Below are 18013 nucleotides of genomic sequence, written 5' to 3'. Positions count from 1 at the left end.
GGCTGCGCTTCACCCGGATATCCGGGTGCGCCGCGCCGCCAGGTCTGCGGCTGGCTAGAGCGCGAGCTGGCGGCGTACGACGTCGGCGAGGCGCGAGGCCACGCCCTGCGCCTCGTCCTGCGTGGGGGCCTCGACCATGACGCGCACGATCGGCTCGGTGCCCGAGGGCCGCAGCAGGATGCGGCCGCGCTCGCCGAGCACCGCCTCCTCCTCGGCCACGGCCGCGGCCAGCACCGCGTCCTCGTCGGCGCGCGACTTGTCGACGCCGGCGACGTTGACCAGCACCTGCGGGAGCCGGGTCATCACCGACGCGAGCTCGGCCAGCGACCTACCGGTCGTCGCCATCCGCTCCATCACGTGGAGGGTGGTCAGGATGCCGTCGCCGGTGGTCGCGTGGTCGCTGAGGATCACGTGGCCGGACTGCTCGCCGCCGAGGTTGTAGCCGGAGACCTTCATCGCCTCGAGGACGTAGCGGTCGCCCACCTTGGTCTGGCGCACGCCGACCCCGCCGGCGCGCATCGCCTGGACGAACCCGAGGTTGCTCATCACCGTGGCCACCACGGTGTCCTTGGCGAGCCGTCCCTGCTCGAGCAGCGAGAGCGACAGGATCGCCAGGATCTGGTCGCCGTCGACGACGTTGCCGTCGGCGTCGACGGCCAGGCAGCGGTCGGCGTCGCCGTCGAGGGCGAAGCCGGCGTGCGCGCCGTGCTCGACGACCGCAGCGCGCAGCGACTCGAGGTGGGTGGAGCCGCAGCTGTCGTTGATGTTGAGGCCGTCGGGGTCGGCATGGATCGCGATGACGGTCGCACCGGCGTCCTCGAGCGCGCGGGGCCCGGCCGCGTGGGCAGCGCCCTCGGCGCAGTCGAGGACGACCTTGAGCCCCACGAGCGGGTGCGTGATCGTGCTCTCGAGGTGGGCGGCGTACTCCTCGACGGCGGTCGCGTAGACGTCGACGCGGCCGACGTTGCCGCCGGTGGGCCGGTCCCACGGCTCACCCATCCGGCGCTCGATCGCGATCTCGATCGCGTCGTCGAGCTTGTGCCCGCCGCGGGCGAGGAACTTGATGCCGTTGTCGGGCATCGGGTTGTGGGAGGCCGACAGCATCACGCCGAGGTCGGCGCCGAGCCGCTCGGTCATGTACGCCACGCCGGGGGTCGGCAGCACGCCGAGGAGCAACACGTCGACGCCTGCCGACGCGAGGCCGGCGACGACGGCGGCCTCCAGGAACTGCCCGGAGATGCGCGTGTCCCGCCCCACCACCGCAAGGGGACGGTGGCCCTCGAACTCGCCGCGGTCGGCCAGGACGTGTGCTGCACAGACGGACAGGTCCAGGGCCAGCTCCGCCGTGAGATCGGCGTTCGCCAGGCCCCGGACCCCGTCCGTGCCGAAGAGTCGGGTCATGGCCCGGGAGCCTACGGGAGCCCCCGGGCCACGACCTCTTCCCCCACTGTCCCCCTGGGGCTACTTGAGCTTGAAGTCCGCCACGATCGCGGACCCGTCGGCGGTCGTCATCGTCACGCGGTAGCAGGAGCCCTTCCCGCCCGACGGCGTCGCCCAGTTCTGCACCCACTGCCCGCCCGCCGCGTCGTAGCGGAGGCTGGTGCTGCCGGTGGTGACGAACTCCTCGACCGCGTTCAGCACGTCCGAGCCGTCACACCCCACCTTCTTCGCGCTGAACAAGGCACCGATGTCGGACGTCATGGCCGTGCCGCCCTTGAGGACGTTGAACTTCAGCGGCACCGTCGAGCCGGCCTTGACCGTGTTGACGACCGCCGTGCCCATGGTCACCGGCTTGTAGAAGCCGTCCAGCCTCCAGGCGGCGACCGTGTAGGTCCGGGTGTCCTGCGCGACGTTGCCGGCCCGGTCGGTCACGGTGGCGACCTGGGTGCCGGAACCGACAGCGGTCCCGCCGGCCATGACCCTGCAGTCGCCCGCGAGGCCGGACGTGGCGTCGCTCGCCGCGCAGGTCGACGGGGCCGGCACGTCCCCGAAGTCGTACGTCGCACCGTGTGCCGGTCCGCCCGTCAGGGTCAGCACGGGCGCAGTGGCGTCCCGCTTGACCGTGGTGCCCTTGCTCGTCGTGTTGCCGGCTGCATCGGTGGCCGAGCAGGTGTACGTCGCGCCGTCGGTGTCCGTGGACACGACGACCGCGTCGCAGCCCGAGACGTCGGCCAGTCCGGAGGTCGCGTCGGACACGGTCCAGGCGACGTCCACGTCACCTGTGAACCACTCCGTGCCCTTGGTCGGACCGGTGACCGTCGGGGTGATGACGGGGGCGGTCGCGTCAAGGTCCACGGCTGCCTCGGCGCCCGCGGTGTTGCCGGCGGCGTCCGTCGCCGAGCACGGGAAGGTCTGACGCCCGTCGCTGGAGATCGTACGGTCCACGCAGCCGTCCGTGGCGGCCACGCCCGACAGGGCGTCGCTGACGGTCCAGTCGAGCACCACCGGCCCCGTGTACCAGCCGTTCGTCCCCTCGGCTCCGGTGCGCGTGAACATGACGTCCGGGGCGGTCGCGTCGCGCTTGACGTCAACGATCGCGCTCGCGCTGTTGCCGGCAGAGTCGGTCGCGGTGCACGTGTAGGTCGTGCCGCTCGTGTCCTCGTCCAGGGTCACGTCGTCGCACCCGGTGGTCGAGGCGACGGACGAGGTGACGTCGGAGACGTCGAAGGAGACGTCGACGTCGCTGGTGTACCAGCCGCCATCGCCGAGCGTGCCGCTGACCGTCTCGACGACGACCGGGTCGGTGGCGTCCCGCTTGACGGTCACCGACGACGAGGCGACGTTGCCCGCGAGGTCGCTCACGGTGCAGCTGAAGGTCTTCCCCGCGGTGTCCTCGGCGAGGGTGGAGGGAGCGCAGGCAGTGGCCGGGTCGACGCCCGACGTGGCGTCCTCGGCGTCCCACGTCACGTCGACGTCCCCGACGTACCAGCCGTCCTCGCCCAGGTCCCCGCTGATGACGGGCTGGAGGGTGGGCGGGGTCGCGTCGCGCTTCACCGTGACGCTCACGGGTGCCGCGCTGCCGCCCGAGCTCGTGGCCGAGCAGGAGGTGGTCAGGGAGCCGTCGGCGGTGAGGGCCGCGTCCTGGCACCCGTCCAGCGTGACCGCGGACTCGGCGTCGGCGACCGTCCAGTCCACGGCGACGTCGGTGCGGTACCAGCCGTTGGCACCGTCCGGCGTCGCAGGCGTGAGCTCCTTGCTGATGACGGGCGCGGTGGTGTCGACCGGCGTGCAGTCCACGACCGTCCAGCTGAAGGTCACGTCGGCCGTGCGGGTGGTGGTGGCAGCCGTCGCGCCGCGGCCGCTGGCGGCGTACGTCACCGCCACTGATCGGGCACCGAGCGCCGCGTCGGCGGGCACCGTCAAGGAGACGGATGCGTCGCCGGCGTCGACCGAGGCGTTGTTGCCGGCGCTGGTCCAGTTGGACAGCGTCGTCGCGGCGGTCGTGCCCAGGGTGAGCGGCGCCGGCTGCGTAGTGGGAGCGACAGTGACGAGCGCCGAGTTGCCCCATGCCTGGCTGTTCGCACCGCCGTTGCGGTTCAGCGTGAACCCGACCGAGCCGTTCTTCGTCGTACCGCGGCAGACGTCGCCGAGCGCGGCGACCCCGCCGACGAGCCTGTCCGCCTCGAGGTTGTCGGCCTGCACGGCCGGGGCGAGCCCGGCGACCAGCGCCGAGGCGAGGGCGAGGCCGACGGCCCCGCGACGTAGTAACACAGACATGCGCGTGCTCCGATGCATCCAGGGTGCACCCCCACGGCGCACGTCATGACGGTAGGAACAGCAACCGACCGCCGAAGCGGCTTCGATCGACCTCAACCGCTTCTACGACGTTCCTTGACGTACGCACCCCCCTGCGGGTGGAGACGCGACGAGGCCCGCACCGTCGTCGACGGTGCGGGCCTCGTGGGCGGTGCTGGGATCAGCGCTTGCTGAACTGCGAGGCCTTGCGGGCCTTCTTGAGACCGGCCTTCTTGCGCTCGACCACGCGGGCGTCACGGGTGAGCAGGCCGGCCTTCTTGAGCGCCGGGCGGTTGGCCTCGACGTCGACGGCGTTGAGTGCGCGCGCCACACCGAGGCGCAGTGCGCCGGCCTGGCCGGCGATGCCGCCGCCGTGGATGCGGGCGATCACGTCGAAGCGGCCCTCGAGCTGCAGCTCGACGAACGGCTCGTTGGCGATCTGCTGGTGCAGCTTGTTGGGGAAGTAGCTGTCCATCGAGCGGCCGTTGATGGTCCACTCGCCGGTGCCCGGGACGATGCGGACGCGGGCGACCGCCTCCTTGCGGCGGCCGGTGGCGCCGGCCGGCGCGATGGTCGCGGGGCGGGCGGGAGCGTCGGCCGAGGCCTCGCTCTCGGAGGTGTAGGAAACGCCCTCGGCGTTGGCCTCGTAGGTCTCCTCGACCTCGGTGGTGTTCTCAGTCATCTGTGAGTCCTCAGTCACTGGGAGATCTGCGAGATCTCGAACGGAGTGGCCTTCTGGGCCGCGTGCGGGTGGTCGGGGCCGGCGTAGACCTTGAGCTTCTTCAGCATCTGGCGACCGAGCTTGTTCTTCGGGAGCATGCCCCACACGGCCTTCTCGATGGCCTTGCGGGCGTCCTTCTCGAGGAGCTCACCGAACGGGGTGGCCGAGAGGCCGCCCGGGTAGCCGGAGTGGCGGTAGGCCATCTTGGTGGTCTTCTTGGTCCCCGACAGCGACACCTTGGAGGCGTTGACGATGATCACGAAGTCGCCCATGTCCATGTGAGGGGCGAAGGTCGGCTTGTGCTTGCCGCGGAGGAGGTTGGCGGTCTGGACGGCGAGGCGGCCCAGGACCACGTCGGTGGCGTCGATGACGAGCCACTCGCGCTGGATGTCAGCGGGCTTGGGGCTGTACGTGCGCACGGCGGTATCCCGTTCTGGTTCGTTGGTCCCGCATCCCCGGACGGAGAGCGGCTGGTGCTGCTGCGACGACTGACGAACACGGCCCGGTTCGCTCCCCGGCTCCGCGCGGCGGAGACTGGGGATGACGTCCGGATCTGCACCCGTCCCCGGAGAGGACGGGCGCGGCAGGAGTCGCGACCAGCAAGAGTACGGCTCCTCACGCGGGAGGGTCAAAACGCGGCGACGCGAGCGCCCTGCCCGTGGACACCGGTTCGCGCTCGCGCGAGTGTCGCGGCTAAGTTGGAGCGACAACCCAAGACGTACACAAGACGCCCGAAACTCATCGAGCGCAGAGACAGGAGCCGACGTGACCGACGTTGCGGCCAAGGATTCCCTGACTGTCACCGACAACCGGACCGGTCAGACGTACGACATCGCGATCACCGACAACACGATCGCGGCAAAGGACCTGGGGCAGATCCGCCTCGATGAGGAGCAGCCCGGTCTCGCGACCTACGACCCGGGATTCGTCAACACCGCCTCGTGCCGTTCGGCGGTGACGTTCATCGACGGCGACAAGGGCATCCTCGAGTACCGCGGGTACCCGATCGAGCAGCTCGCCGAAAAGTCCAACTTCCTCGAGGTGGCCTACCTGCTGATCCACGGCAACCTGCCGTCGAAGGAGCAGTACGACGCCTGGGTGCACGAGATCACCTACCACACGTTCGTGCACGAGAACGTCAAGGGCTTCATGCACGGCTTCCGCTACGACGCCCACCCGATGGGCATGCTGATGGCCTCCGTCGGCGCGCTGTCGACGTTCTACCCCGACGCCCGCAACATCAGCGACGCGGACAACCGCCACATGCAGATCGTCCGCATGATCGCGAAGATGCCGACCCTCGGCGCCTGGTCGTTCCGCCACGCGCAGGGCAAGCCGTTCGTCTACCCCGACAACGACCTCGGCTACACCGCCAACTTCCTCTCGATGCTGTTCAAGATGAGCGAGCAGAAGTTCGAGGCCGACGAGCGCCTGGTCAAGGCCCTCGACGTGCTCTTCATCCTGCACGCAGACCACGAGCAGAACTGCTCGACCAACGCGGTCCGCTCCGTCGGCTCCTCGCAGGTCGACCCCTACTCGGCCGTCGCGGCCGGCGTCGGCGCGCTCTACGGCCCGCTGCACGGTGGCGCCAACGAGGCGGTGCTGCGGATGCTCAAGCGCATCGGCAGCAAGGAGAACATCCCCGCCTTCATCGAGGGCGTCAAGAACGGCAACGAGCGCCTGATGGGCTTCGGCCACCGGGTCTACAAGAACTTCGACCCGCGCGCCACGATCATCAAGAAGGCCTGCGACGACGTCTTCGAGGTCACCGGGGTCAACCCGCTCCTCGAGATCGCCAAGGAGCTCGAGAAGATCGCGCTCGAGGACGAGTACTTCGTCAAGCGCAAGCTCTACCCCAACGTCGACTTCTACTCGGGCCTCATCTACGAGGCCTTCCAGTTCCCGCCGGAGATGTTCACCGTGCTGTTCGCCATCGGCCGTACGCCGGGTTGGCTCGCGCAGTGGGCCGAGCTGGTGCAGGACAAGGACCAGAAGATCGCCCGCCCCAAGCAGATCTACACCGGCGACCGCGAGCTCACCTTCACCGCGGCGTCCGAGCGCTGGTCCTGAACGGACCGCACCACCCGCGTCGGGTCAGCGCTCGAAGACCGCCGTCGTGCGCGCCGGCACGGTGACCGCGTCGGCCGCGACCGAGCTGCCCTTCACGACCGCGTCGCCACCGTTGGCCTGGACGTCGTGCAGCGTCCACCCGGCTCCCGTGCCGGCGACGGTGGCGACGTCCGGGGTCGCGTTGAACACGACGAGGATCGCGTCGCGGTCAGGGTCGGCGTCGGCACCGACGGTGTCGTCGACGAGCATCGCGATCACGCCCGGCTCGGCGTCGAGGAACGACACCTTGGCCTGGACCGCCTCGAGGCTGCCGAGGCGGAAGAGCCGGGACGACGTACGGATCCGCAGCAGGTCCTGCGCCCGGTCGTGGGCGGCGTCCATCGCGGCGGGCCCCGGGTCGAGCGCGGGGTCGGCGAGCAACGGGCGCATGAAGTCCCACTTGTCCTCGTTGTCCGCCCGCAGCGGCAGCCCCGAGCCGAACGTGTTGTCGCGGCGCTGCCAGTCGACCCGGTTGAACCAGTCGCCGGAGTCGTAGGAGTTGCGGTCCAGGCTCTTGGAGCGGAGCAGGTCGGTGCCGGCGTGCCAGAAGACCACGCCCTGCGAGAACGCGACGGTCGACAGCGAGACGGTGTTCATCCGCACGCGGTCGGCCATGGACGTGCTGGTCGGGAGCTTGAGGGCCAGCGAGTCGTAGAGCGTCTCGTTGTCGTGGGCGTCGACGTAGGTCACCGTCTCGGACGGGTCGGCGGCATAGCCGGCGGGCTGGCCGCTGTAGTCGACCTCGGAGCCCACCACCTCCTCGCCGGTCGAGGAGCGGAAGCGGAAGTCGGCGAGGTTGCCGGCCAGGCCGAGCTTGACCAGGTCCTGCTGGTGCAGCAGCTCCTCGCGCTGCTCGTCGGCGGTGCCGTTGACCTCGGCGCCGTTGGGGTCGATGAAGAGCCCCGAGCCGAAGCCCTGCACGCGCGGCTCCTCGTCGAAGGGCCCGCCACCACGTACGGCGTCGCGCAGCCGGTCGCTGAACGACCCGATGCCCGTGCCGGCGAGGTTGCGCTGCGTCGCCTGGACGAAGCGGGCGTCGTCGGCGACCTCGCCGAAGTTCCAGCCCTCGCCGTAGAGGTAGATCGCCGTGCCGTCGACACCGTCGCGCTTGACGGTGAGCCCGTCGAGCGCGGCGCGCAGGCGGGTCATGTTGTCGAGCGAGTGGTGGCCCATCAGGTCGAAGCGGAAGCCGTTGACCTTGTAGTCCCGCGCCCAGGTGAGCACGGAGTCGATCATCAGCTTCTCCATCATCCGGTGCTCGGTCGCGGTGTTGGAGCAGCAAGTGGAGGTCTCGACCCCGCCGGTGGCGTTCAACCGGTGGTAGTAGCCGGGCACGATGCGGTCGAGCACCGACTTCGGGTCCTGCCCGCTCGCTGCGGTGTGGTTGTAGACCACGTCCATCACGACCTGCAGGCCCGCGTCGTTGAGCCCCTGGACCATCCGGCGGAACTCGACCGTGCGCCGCGTGCCGTCGGGATCGGTGGCGTACGAGCCCTCGGGAGCGGTGTAGTGCAGCGGGTCGTAGCCCCAGTTGAAGCCGTCGCCAGATCGGATCTCCTCGATGCAGGCCTGCTGCTCCTCGGAGTCCCGCGGCAACGCCTCGAGGTCGCAGTCGGGGACCCGCTGCGCCGAGCGGCGCTCCTCGATCGTGGCGATGTCGAAGGCCGGCAGCAGGTGGACGGTGTTGAGCCCGGCGCCAGCGAGCCGCCGCAGGTGCCGCATGCCCGCGGTGTCGTCGTGGGTGAAGGCGAGGTAGGTGCCGCGCTCGGCCGCCGGCACCGTCTCGTCACCGATGGAGAAGTCGCGCACGTGCAGCTCGTAGACGGTGCGGTCCTCCGGCTGGGCGATCGCAGGGGGCGTGGTCCGTGACCACCCCTCGGGTGCGAGGGACGGGTCGGCGAGGTCGACGACGAGCGAGGCCTGCGAGTTGGTGGTGAGCGCCACCGAGTAGGGGTCGGTCACTCGGTTGGTGACGACCTTCCCGGCCGCGGGCGAGAAGACGGTGACGTCATAGGTGTACGCGGCGTCGCGCCACGCCGCCGGTCCGGTGGCCGTCCACGTGCCGTCGGCTCGCCGGGTCATCCGGACCGTGCGGCCGGCGACGGTGGCGGAGACGTCCTGCGCCGTCGGCGCCCAGAGCGCGAGGGTCGGGCGTCCGCCACGCCAGGTGACGCCCAGGTCGGCGTCGGCGGCGCCGGCGTACACGTCGTCGAGCACGCCCGGCAGCTGGACGCCGGTCGCGTCGTGCAGGGCCCCGCCCGGGTCGTACGACGCGACGGCGACCTGTCCGGTGAGGATCTCGGGGACACGCCGGGCCGTGGCCTTGTCGAGGCGGAACGCCTGGTGGCCGGCGAGGTGCGGGAAGTCGGCGAGCACGTCGGCGGGCAGTCCGGCGGGGTCGTGGGTCAGCGCGGCGCTCGAGCCGCCGGTGACGGCCTCGGCGTCCACGCCGAGGTCACCGGCCTGCGACCAGTGCAGGCGGTAGCGGCGCGACTCCGCGTCGGGGACGTCCCAGGCGACGAGGTCGCGTCGCACCCAGTGCGCGCGCGCCTTCGTCAGGTCGGGTGCGGCGCCCGCACTGCGCGTCGCGATCTCGAGCCGGTGGGTGCCCACGTCGTAAGTGAAGACCACGTCGACCCCTCCTGCGGGGACGTCGAAGCCGATGTCGGCCCCGTCGCGCACACCGTCGGCGCCGTAGTTCTCCGCCCACGACAACCCGTGCGCGACCTTCGTCTCGTAGCTGCCGGCCGGCAGCGTGCCGGTGAAGGTGTAGGTGCCGTCGCCGTCGAGGTCCTTGAGCCACCCGCGCATGCAGTCGGGCTGCCAGTCCCCCGGGCAGCCGAGCTCGGACTGCATGCTGCCCGCCAGCGTGATGATCGGACCGGTGGCGTCAGTGGTGATCCAGTGGGAGCCGTGCTCGTAGTAGAACGTCAGCGTCCGGCCGCCCTCGGGGACGGCGAGCGGGATGTTCGCCCCGCCGCGGACGCCGCCGGCGCCGTAGTTCTCCTCCCAGGCGCCGTCGATCGCGGCCTTGTACTCGTAGTCGCCCCGGGGCAGCATCACGGTCTTCTTCCAGACCAGGTCCTTCGGGTCGAGCGACATCTGCGCCTGCGGGCAGGCGGGGTCCCAGTCTCCCGCGCAACCCATCTCCGAGTTGTGGCTGCCGGGGACCGACACGGCGCCGGGCTGCGTGACGGGCCCGCCGCCACCCCCGCCGCCGGGCGTCGGCTCCGGCTCGGGGTCGCCCACGGTCGCCCAGGACGAGGCCACGGAGAGGTTGCCGCTGCTGTCGCGCAGGACGGCGCGGTACTCGACGAGGGTGCCGTGGGGCAGTGACCGGACGTCGTGGAACACCCGGTAGGGGGCGTTGTCGTCGGTCCCCAGCGGCGTCCAGTCGGACGCGCCGGCGCGGCGCCACGCGAGCGTGACCTGGTTGAAGCCGCCGTCGGGGACGGCCACGGTGATGGGCGCGCGGCCGCCGACGGTGCCACCGGCCGAGGGCTTCTCGAGGTGGATCGCCGGTGCCGCCTTGCGGCCGGCGAGCCTGCCGTTGGCCCGCCAGACCACCGCCGACAGCGGTGGGACCGTGATGGTCGTACGCCCCTCGGCGTCGGTGCGCAGCGACTCCCGACCAACCGGCCAGACCTTCGAGAAGGTGCTGCGCCGCATCTCGGTGCCGACCGTGACGGTCTTCTCGGTGGTGGCGTTGTTGACCGCGACGAGGTGCTCGCGGCGCTCGGTGGCATCGATGCGGCTGAAGGCGTAGACCCCTGCGGCGCCGGAGGCGTACCGGTGCAGCTGCGCGCCGTCGGCGAGGGCCGGGTAGGTCCTGCGGAGCGCCGCGAGGTCGCGGATGGTCCGGTAGAGCGGGTGGCCGGTGTCGAAGTTGGCGTCCGCCGTGGTCGCGTCGGTGCCGATGAGGTCGTTGTCGTTGTAGGAGGCGACCTGGCTGGGGAACATGTCCTCGCGGGCGTCCTTGTCGCCGCCGTCGCCGACGAAGCCCTGCTCGTCGCCGTAGTAGACGACCGGCTGGCCGCGGGTGAGGTACATCAGCGTGTGCGCCAGCTCGTCGCGCTCGAGCACCGAGTCGGTGCCCTTCAGGAAGGTGCCGATGCGGCCCATGTCGTGGTTGCCGAGGAAGGTCGGTGACGCGTACGCGTTGGAGTCGGCGTCGGTGTACCAGTCGTCGGCGGCGAAGAAGTCACGCAGCCGCGTCGTCGCGGCGCCCTTCGCGAAGGCGGTGCCGACGTCCTGGAAGCCGAAGTCGAGGGTCGCGTCGAGCCGTCCCTCGGTGCTGAAGGTCGAGAGGTACTCCGGGTTCGCGTCGTAGACCTCGCCGAACGCGAAGAAGTCGTCGTTGCCGATGGAGGCGGCGTGCTCGCGGATCGCTGGGGCGAACTGCTGCCAGAACTCCAGGTTCACGTGCTTGGCGGTGTCGATCCGGAAGCCGTCGATGCCGAGGTCGACCCAGGACTCGTAGATGTCGGTCATGCCCTCGACCACGTCGGGGTGCTCGGTGAACAGGTCGTCGAGACCCACGAAGTCGCCGTAGGTCGACGACTCGCCGGCGAAGGTCGAGTCGCCGCGGTTGTGGTAGTAGGTCGGGTCGTCGAGCCAGTCCGGGACCTTGACGGTGCGGTCGGCCTCGCTGCGGAAGGTCGGCGTGTAGGGGAAGGACGTCGCCGCGTCGAGCTCGGGGAAGTCGGCGGTGCCGGCGTAGTCGCGGTCGTCGAACTCCGCACCCGAGGCGTCGAGGTAGGGCGCGGCGTCCTTGGAGACGTACGCGTACTCCTTCTCCGCGTAGTCGATGACGTCGGCGGTGTGGTTGGTGATGATGTCGAAGAAGACCTTGATGCCGCGGTCGTGCGCCCGGTCGATGAACGCCTCGAGCTCGGCGTTGGTGCCGAAGTGGGGGTCGATCTGGGTGAAGTCGGTGACCCAGTAGCCGTGGTAGCCGGCGCTGGCGTCGGCACCGGTGCCCTGGACGGGACGGTTCTTGAAGCTCGGCGTCAGCCAGATGGCGGTGGTCCCGAGGTCCGCGATGTAGTCGAGGCGGTCGGACAGGCCCTGCACGTCACCACCGTGGAAGAAGCCCTTGTCGGTCGGGTCGAGGCCGGTCGCGAGACGGTCGCCGGCGAGGCCCCCGGTGTCGTTGGCCGGGTCGCCGTTGGCGAACCGGTCGGCCATCACGAAGTAGAAGTTCTCCCGGGTCAGCGGGCCACGCAGCGACGTGCCCGCGAGCGCCCGGTCGGTCTCGGTCGGGGTCGGGCTCGGCAGCTCGGCCGGTGCCACGGCGACGCGGTGCGAGGCATCGTCGTAGGTGAATCGCAGGCGGGCGGCGTGCTCGAGCACCAGGGGCAGGTTCGACCCGTCGGCCGTGCCGCCCGCGCCGTAGTTCTCCTCCCACGAGCCGTTGATCACGACCTTGTACTCGAAGGTCCCCGCGGGCACCTCGGCGACGAGCTCCCACGAGCCGTCGGACAGGCGGGTCAGCCCGGACGCGTCGCACCCCGCCGACCAGTCCTCGGCACACCCGACCTCGTCCTGGAGGTCGCCCACCAGCGTCACCGACGCCGGAGCCGCCGCGCGGTGCTCGGCCCGGGCGGGTGCGATGGGTCCCACCACGGCGAGCAGGGAGGTGGCGAGGGTGGCGACGGCGGTGGCGGCGCCGAGCAGGACGGGGGACGAACGACGCACGGTGGCTCCCGAGATGGTGCGAGGCCCCGCCCGGGTGGTCGGGGTGGCGTGCGTCACACTAGGCGCGCGTTGAGAAAAGTTGCAAGACCTGCAACAACTTTCACTCGTGCGGTCTCACCCCTGCGGGTCCCGAACCCTTCATGGGGCGCGCCCCCGCTCACTACACTCCCGACCACTCGGGACCGGCCGGCTGGGCAGTCACGGAGGAGACGTGGGGACACAGGGGGACAGCACGCTCGGCACCGTGCTGCGCGCACTGCGCGAGGGCGCCGGGCTCTCCCAGGAGGAGCTCGCCGAGCGCGCCGGGCTGAGCCCGCACGCGATCAGCGCCCTCGAGCGCGGCACCCGCACCCGGCCCTACCCCCACACGCTCCGCTCGCTCGCGACCGCCCTCGACCTCACCGACGAGCAGCGGGCCGCGCTGGTCGCCGCGGTCCCGCCGCGGTCGTCCCGGCAGGCCGCCGCGGCCGCGGCCGCACCCGTACGCCCGCGCGACCTCCCTGTCCCGGCGACCCCGCTGGTCGGGCGCGACGACGACGTGTCCCGGGTCGCCGACCTCCTCGGCAGCGGCCGCCTGGTCACCCTCAGCGGCCCCGGCGGCGTGGGCAAGACCCGGCTCGCGCTGGCAGTGGCCGCCCGGGTGCGCGACCGCTTCGCCGACGGGGTCACCCTCGTCGAGCTGGCGCCGCTCCTCGAGGCCCCCCAGGTGGTCGCGGCCGTCGCCGACGCCGTCGATGCCGTGCGGGACCCGGCTCGGCCCGTCCTCGACGACGCTGTCGACGTGCTCCGCGGGCAGCACCGGCTGCTCGTCCTCGACAACCTCGAGCACCTGCTCGACGCTGCTCCCGACGTGGCCGCGCTGGTCGAGGCGGTCCCCGACCTGACCGTCCTCACCACGAGCCGCGCCCCGCTGCGGGTGCGCGGCGAGACCGAGTACGGCGTGGAGCCGCTCGAGGTCGACGAGGCCCCCGACGGCTCACCCTCCCCCGCTGCCCGGCTCCTGCTCGACCGCGCCCAGCGCGTGAGCCCCGGGTGGGGCGCGGACTCCGCGGACGCCCCGGCCGTCAACGCGACGTGCGAGCAGCTCGCGGGACTGCCGCTGGCCCTCGAGCTCGCGGCCGCCCGCGCCCGGCTGCTCGACCCGGCGGCGCTGCTCGACCGGCTCGACAGCGCGCTGCGGTCCGGGCCGCGCGACCTGCCGCCCCGGCAGCGGACGATGCGCGCCACCCTCGACTGGAGCAACGGGCTGCTCGACGCCCCGGCCCAGTCGCTGCTGCGGCTGCTCGGCGTCTTCGTCGGCGGGACGACCCTGGCCGACCTCGAGGCGGTGGCCGGGCGCGCCGGCGCGACGTACGACGTGGTCGCCGCCCTGGAGTCGCTGGTCGAGCACTCCCTCGTGGTCGCCGAGCCGTCGGGGCGCCTGCGCCTGCTCGAGCCCGTGGCGCAGTACGCCCGGGACCTGCTGCACGAGTCCGGCGAGTGGGACGGCGCGATCCGCGCGCACGCCGCCCACTACCTCGCCGTCGCGGAGCTCAACAGCTCGAGCTACCGCAACGGCGGGCAGGTCGCCGCCCTCAACCGGATCGACCTCGAGACCGCCAACCTCGACGCCGCCGCCGAGCGCTCGCTCGCCGTCGGTGACGTCGAGACGCCGGCCCGGATGGCGTGGGAGCTCTGGCTCTACTGGTGGCTGCGCGGCCGCCACGACCACGGCCGGCGCTTCGCCGAGGCCGCGCTGCAGCGCAGCCACGTCCTGGCGGACGACGTGCACGCCCGCGCCGCACTCGGTGCCGCCACGATGGCGTTCGCGATGGACGACGTCGCCGGTGCCGCGAGGTGGTGGCGGCTGTCGTACGAGCACGCGGGTGACGTCGACGAGATCCTCTCCAACAGCATCGCCGGCGAGGGGCTCGTCGCCCTCGTGGAGGGCGACCTCGACCTGGCCCGCGACCGGTTCCACCGGGCCATGCGCCACGCCGCAGCCGCCGGGCCGGAGGTCGAGTGGACCTGGGCGCTCTCGCACATCTGGCTCGGCACCGTCGCGCTGCTGGAGGGCGACGCCGACGAGGCAGTCCGGTTCGTGGACGAGGGCCTGGCCTCGGCGCGACGCCGGGACGACCGGCTGACCTCCTACATCGCGCTCTACAACCTGTTCCAGGTCGAGCTCGGCCGTGGCGACCACGACGCCGCCCGCCGGCATCTCGAGGAGGGTGCCCGGCTCTCCCTCGAGACCGGCGACCAGGCCAACCTGGCCTACCTCCTCGACGCCGGGGCGGTGCTCGCCGCCGCCTCCGGCCAGCACGCGCGGGTCCCGCTGCTCCTCGGCGCCGCCCAGGCGATCCGTGAGGCGGCGGGCTCCCGCGGCTACGGCTACTACCGCCCGGACCCGGGGGCGATCGAGGCCGCCGCGGACGAGGCGCGCAGCCACCTGGGCGCCGACCGCTACGACGACGCCCTCGACACCGGGCGTGGGCTCCCGGCGACCGACGCCGCCGCCATGCTGCGCACCTGAACCCCACCTGACCGGCCCGACGGGACTGACCGGCCCGACTCGTACAGCACCCGCACACCTCCCCCACACCGGCGGCTGTCCGTGGTGACAGCGGCGCCGGAGCCCGAGGGTGGTGCCACGGCACGCTCCGTGCCGCCACCGTCCGACCCAGGAGTCGCCATGAGCACCACGCTCGACCCGTCCACCACCAGCGCCGGTCCCGGCGCGACCCGCACCGCGCCCGGTCGCGGCTGGGTCCTCGCCGGCCTCGGTGCCGCCGTCCTCGGCATCGTCGGCGCGATCGCGAGCGGCATGGTCGACGCCGTGTACGACCCCGACACCGCGGGCGATCCCTCCGCGGTCGTCTCGCGCCTCTCCGAGCAGGTGCCGCAGATCCTCGTCTTCCACACCGCCACGATGTTCTCGTGCGTCCTGCTGGTGCTGTTCGCCGTGGGCCTGCACCGCCAGCTGCGCGGCCGTACGGCACCCGACAGCCTGGTCCCCGGCGTCGCCGTGGCCGGCCTCGGGCTGGTCGCGGTGGCACAGCTCCTCGGCGCCGGCCTGACCACCGAGTTCGCCTTCGCGCTGGCCGAGGACCCCGACCTCGTGCTCCCCGAGAGCGCGGCGTTCTTCAACCACTGGATCGGCACGATCCCGTGGCTGTGGGGCGGCGCGGGCCTCACCGGCCTCGCCCTGTTCGGCGCGGCCCGCCGCGGTGCGTACGCCCCGTGGCTCGGCTGGGCCAGCCTCGTCCTGGGCGGGCTCTCCGCACTCTTCCTGGTCAGCCCCCTGCAGTACATGGCGGGCATGACCGGCCCCGTGTGGCTGCTGGTCGTCTCGCTCGGACTGCTCCGCACGGCGCGCGAGTCCTGACATGTCGGCCCCGTCCCGCTCGGGCTCGCAGGTCGTCGACTTCGAGGCCTACGTCGCCGAGCGACGGCCCGCGCTGCTCCGGTGGGCGCGGGCCGTCGCCGGGGACCCGCACACCGCCGAGGACCTGCTCCAGGCCTCGCTCGTGCGGGTGCTCCCCCGCTGGGGGTCGATCCGCGAGGGCGCGGCCGCCGACGCGTACGTCCGGCGGACCATCACCCGGCAGTACGTCAGCTGGCAGCGCGAGCCGAGGCGGCGCGAGGTCGTCTCCGCGTGGCTCCCGGAGCCACCGACCAGCACCCCGGACCTCACCGACCCGCGCGACGCGCGGGAGGTCTGGGGGCTGGTGCTGGCGCTCCCCGCACGACAGCGTGCCGCCGTGGCGCTCCGCTTCTACGAGCAGCTCAGCGTCGCCGAGACCGCCGAGGTGCTCGGCTGCTCCACCGGCACCGTCAAGTCCAACACCAGCCGCGGCCTCGCCGCGCTCCGCCGGCTCGCCGCCGACACGGCGCTCGCCGGATGACCGAGAGGACTCCCATGTCGTCACACGAGACCACGCCCGACACCGGGCTGCCCGACACCCGGCCGCATGACACCTGGCTCCCCGCAGGCTTCCGCCACCCGACCCGCGTCGAGGTCCCGTTCGGGCACCACCTGCGCCCGATCCGCGCCGAGGACACCGACCTGGACATGGTCGCCGTGATGGGCTCGCGCGAGCGGCTGTGGAGCATCTACGGCGCGGCCTGGGGCTGGCCCCCGGCCGACATGACGCACGACCAGGACCGCGCCGACCTGGCGCGGCACGCCGCCGAGATGGACACGCACGAGTCCTTCAACTACGCCCTGTTCGACACCGACGAGACGGCGCTCCTCGGGTGCGTCTACATCGATCCACCCGAGAAGCCCGGGGCCGATGCGGAGATCTCGTGGTGGGTCGTCGACGAGTGCGTCGGCACCGAGCTCGAGGAGGCCCTCGACGAGCTCGTGCCGCGCTGGATCGCCGACGCCTGGCCGCTGGAGCACCCCCGCTACGTCGGTCGCGACCTGACGTGGGCGGAGTGGATGGCGCTGCCTGAGCAGCCGGCCTAGTCTCTGCACCTTCCCAGCCGGTTCTCAGGGCATCCACAGGGTCGCGGCGCATCGTCGAGGACATGGACGACCGACAGATCACCGAGCAGCAGGGCAACCCGTTCCAGCAGGCCCACACCCAAGCCTTCCCCCAGCAGCCGGCACAGCAGCCGCCGCGGCGCCGGCGTACGGGTCTGGCGGCCGCGGTCGTCGCCACGTCGCTGCTCGTCGGCGGAGGGGCCGGCATCGGCGGGGCAGCGTGGTGGGACGCCACGCAGGGCGACTCGTCGAGCCCGCCTGCGACGAGCCCGGTCTCGACGTCGACGGTGTCGCAGAGCCAGGCGCCGGCCGCCGACGGCTCGGTGGAGTCGGTCGCCCAGCGGGTGTTGCCGAGCGTGGTGAAGATCGACGTCACCGGCCAGCAGGGCTCGGGTTCCGGGTCCGGGATCATCCTCACCGCCGACGGCACCATCCTGACCAACAACCACGTGGTCGAGCTGGCCGCGCAGGGCGGCTCGATCGAGGTGTCCTTCGACGACGGCACCAGTGCCGAGGCGGAGATCCTCGGCACCGACCCGCTCACCGACACCGCCGTCATCCAGGCCTCCGACGTCTCCGGCCTGACCCCGGCGACGATCGGGAAGTCCGCCAACCTGGGCGTCGGTGAAGGCGTCGTCGCCATCGGCTCGCCCTTCGGGCTGGACGCGACCGTCACCAGCGGCATCGTGAGCGCGCTCGACCGGCCGGTCAACGTCGGCTCCGACGACCAGGGCAACTCCACGACCTACCCCGCGATCCAGACCGACGCGGCCATCAACCCCGGCAACTCCGGGGGCCCGCTGGTCGACATGACCGGGGCGGTCGTCGGGATCAACTCCTCCATCCGCACGGCCGCCTCGCAGTCGCCGTACGGGCAGCAGTCGGGGTCCGGGTCGATCGGCCTGGGCTTCGCGATCCCGATCGACGAGGTGATGCCGATCGTCGACCAGATGGCCGCCGGCGAGACCCCGACGCACGCCCGGCTCGGCATCCGGGTCGGTGACGACGAGTCCGGCGCGCGGATCACCGAGGTGACCGAGGGCTCCACCGCGGCCGAGGCGGGCATCGAGCCCGGCGACGTCATCACCTCCGTCGACGACCGGCGGATCACCGGTGCCGACTCGCTCGTCGCGACGATCCGCTCCTACCGCCCCGGCGACCAGGTCGAGGTCACCTGGACGCGTGACGGCGAGAGCCGGTCCGCGTCCGTGACCCTCGACTCCGACGCCACCGAGGACTGACGGAGGACTGACGCGGCACGACGGTTCGGGCCGGGTCGCGCC

General features: G+C 72.1%; 11 protein-coding genes. 6 read left to right on the top strand and 5 right to left on the bottom strand.

All coding sequences use genetic code 11. The features are described from left to right. Positions 1-54: 54 nt before the first annotated feature. The 4 genes from glmM to rplM all read right to left on the bottom strand — a co-directional run bounded on the left by glmM (position 55) and on the right by rplM (position 4875). The gene (gene glmM, locus EXE59_RS10755) at positions 55-1401 is read right to left on the bottom strand and encodes a phosphoglucosamine mutase (RefSeq protein ID WP_135838894.1); all 1347 of its coding nucleotides are present in this window, start codon (positions 1399-1401) and stop codon (positions 55-57) included. 60 nt (positions 1402-1461) lie between these two features. Next, positions 1462-3717, bottom strand: coding sequence for a PxKF domain-containing protein (locus EXE59_RS10750; protein WP_135838893.1), 2256 nt, complete (start codon positions 3715-3717; stop codon positions 1462-1464). Between the two features lie 199 nt (positions 3718-3916). After that, complete coding sequence (gene rpsI, locus EXE59_RS10745) at positions 3917-4417, bottom strand: 30S ribosomal protein S9 (protein ID WP_135838892.1); 501 nt, start codon at positions 4415-4417, stop codon at positions 3917-3919. Positions 4418-4431: 14 nt separating this feature from the next. After that, a complete protein-coding gene (gene rplM, locus EXE59_RS10740) occupies positions 4432-4875 on the bottom strand; it encodes a 50S ribosomal protein L13 (RefSeq protein WP_135838891.1) in 444 nt (147 codons plus the stop codon). A 346-nt stretch (positions 4876-5221) separates the two neighbouring features. Between rplM and EXE59_RS10735 the strand changes: the two genes are divergently transcribed. Then, positions 5222-6526: a citrate synthase gene (locus tag EXE59_RS10735; protein WP_135838890.1), complete on the top strand. Its 1305-nt coding sequence runs from the start codon at positions 5222-5224 to the stop codon at positions 6524-6526. Positions 6527-6550: 24 nt separating this feature from the next. On the opposite strand, the gene pulA is transcribed toward EXE59_RS10735, so the two are convergent. Continuing rightward, positions 6551-12262: a pullulanase-type alpha-1,6-glucosidase gene (gene pulA, locus EXE59_RS10730; RefSeq protein ID WP_246056699.1), complete on the bottom strand. Its 5712-nt coding sequence runs from the start codon at positions 12260-12262 to the stop codon at positions 6551-6553. A 211-nt stretch (positions 12263-12473) separates the two neighbouring features. On the opposite strand from pulA, the gene EXE59_RS10725 reads away from it, so the two are divergent. The 5 genes from EXE59_RS10725 (at position 12474) to EXE59_RS10705 (ending at position 17971) form a co-directional block, all read left to right on the top strand. Then, positions 12474-14774, top strand: coding sequence for an ATP-binding protein (locus tag EXE59_RS10725; protein ID WP_168218480.1), 2301 nt, complete (start codon positions 12474-12476; stop codon positions 14772-14774). A 159-nt stretch (positions 14775-14933) separates the two neighbouring features. Beyond that, entirely contained in the window at positions 14934-15626 is a 693-nt protein-coding gene (locus EXE59_RS10720; RefSeq protein WP_210428959.1) for a hypothetical protein, read from the top strand. 1 nt (position 15627) lies between these two features. Next, positions 15628-16146, top strand: a complete 519-nt coding sequence (locus tag EXE59_RS10715; protein ID WP_135838888.1) for a SigE family RNA polymerase sigma factor — start codon at positions 15628-15630, stop codon at positions 16144-16146. Positions 16147-16160: 14 nt separating this feature from the next. Continuing rightward, positions 16161-16712, top strand: coding sequence for a GNAT family N-acetyltransferase (locus tag EXE59_RS10710; protein WP_135838887.1), 552 nt, complete (start codon positions 16161-16163; stop codon positions 16710-16712). Positions 16713-16774: 62 nt separating this feature from the next. Next, the gene (locus tag EXE59_RS10705; RefSeq protein ID WP_135838886.1) at positions 16775-17971 is read left to right on the top strand and encodes a S1C family serine protease; all 1197 of its coding nucleotides are present in this window, start codon (positions 16775-16777) and stop codon (positions 17969-17971) included. The last annotated feature ends 42 nt before the right edge of the window (positions 17972-18013 follow it).

The sequence above is a fragment of the Nocardioides eburneiflavus genome (assembly GCF_004785795.1).
In the GTDB taxonomy this organism is placed as follows: domain Bacteria; phylum Actinomycetota; class Actinomycetes; order Propionibacteriales; family Nocardioidaceae; genus Nocardioides; species Nocardioides eburneiflavus.
This window is presented reverse-complemented; position numbering and strand designations above follow the sequence as displayed.

What these genes read in the sequence shown, in the direction of transcription:
- glmM (WP_135838894.1), bottom strand. Translation starts at nt 1,401, where the DNA reads ATGACCCGACTCTTCGGCACGGACGGGGTCCGGGGCCTGGCGAACGCC.
- EXE59_RS10710 (WP_135838887.1), top strand. Translation starts at nt 16,161, where the DNA reads ATGTCGTCACACGAGACCACGCCCGACACCGGGCTGCCCGACACCCGG.
- EXE59_RS10720 (WP_210428959.1), top strand. Translation starts at nt 14,934, where the DNA reads ATGAGCACCACGCTCGACCCGTCCACCACCAGCGCCGGTCCCGGCGCG.
- rpsI (WP_135838892.1), bottom strand. Translation starts at nt 4,417, where the DNA reads ATGACTGAGAACACCACCGAGGTCGAGGAGACCTACGAGGCCAACGCC.
- EXE59_RS10715 (WP_135838888.1), top strand. Translation starts at nt 15,628, where the DNA reads ATGTCGGCCCCGTCCCGCTCGGGCTCGCAGGTCGTCGACTTCGAGGCC.
- EXE59_RS10750 (WP_135838893.1), bottom strand. Translation starts at nt 3,717, where the DNA reads ATGTCTGTGTTACTACGTCGCGGGGCCGTCGGCCTCGCCCTCGCCTCG.
- EXE59_RS10705 (WP_135838886.1), top strand. Translation starts at nt 16,775, where the DNA reads ATGGACGACCGACAGATCACCGAGCAGCAGGGCAACCCGTTCCAGCAG.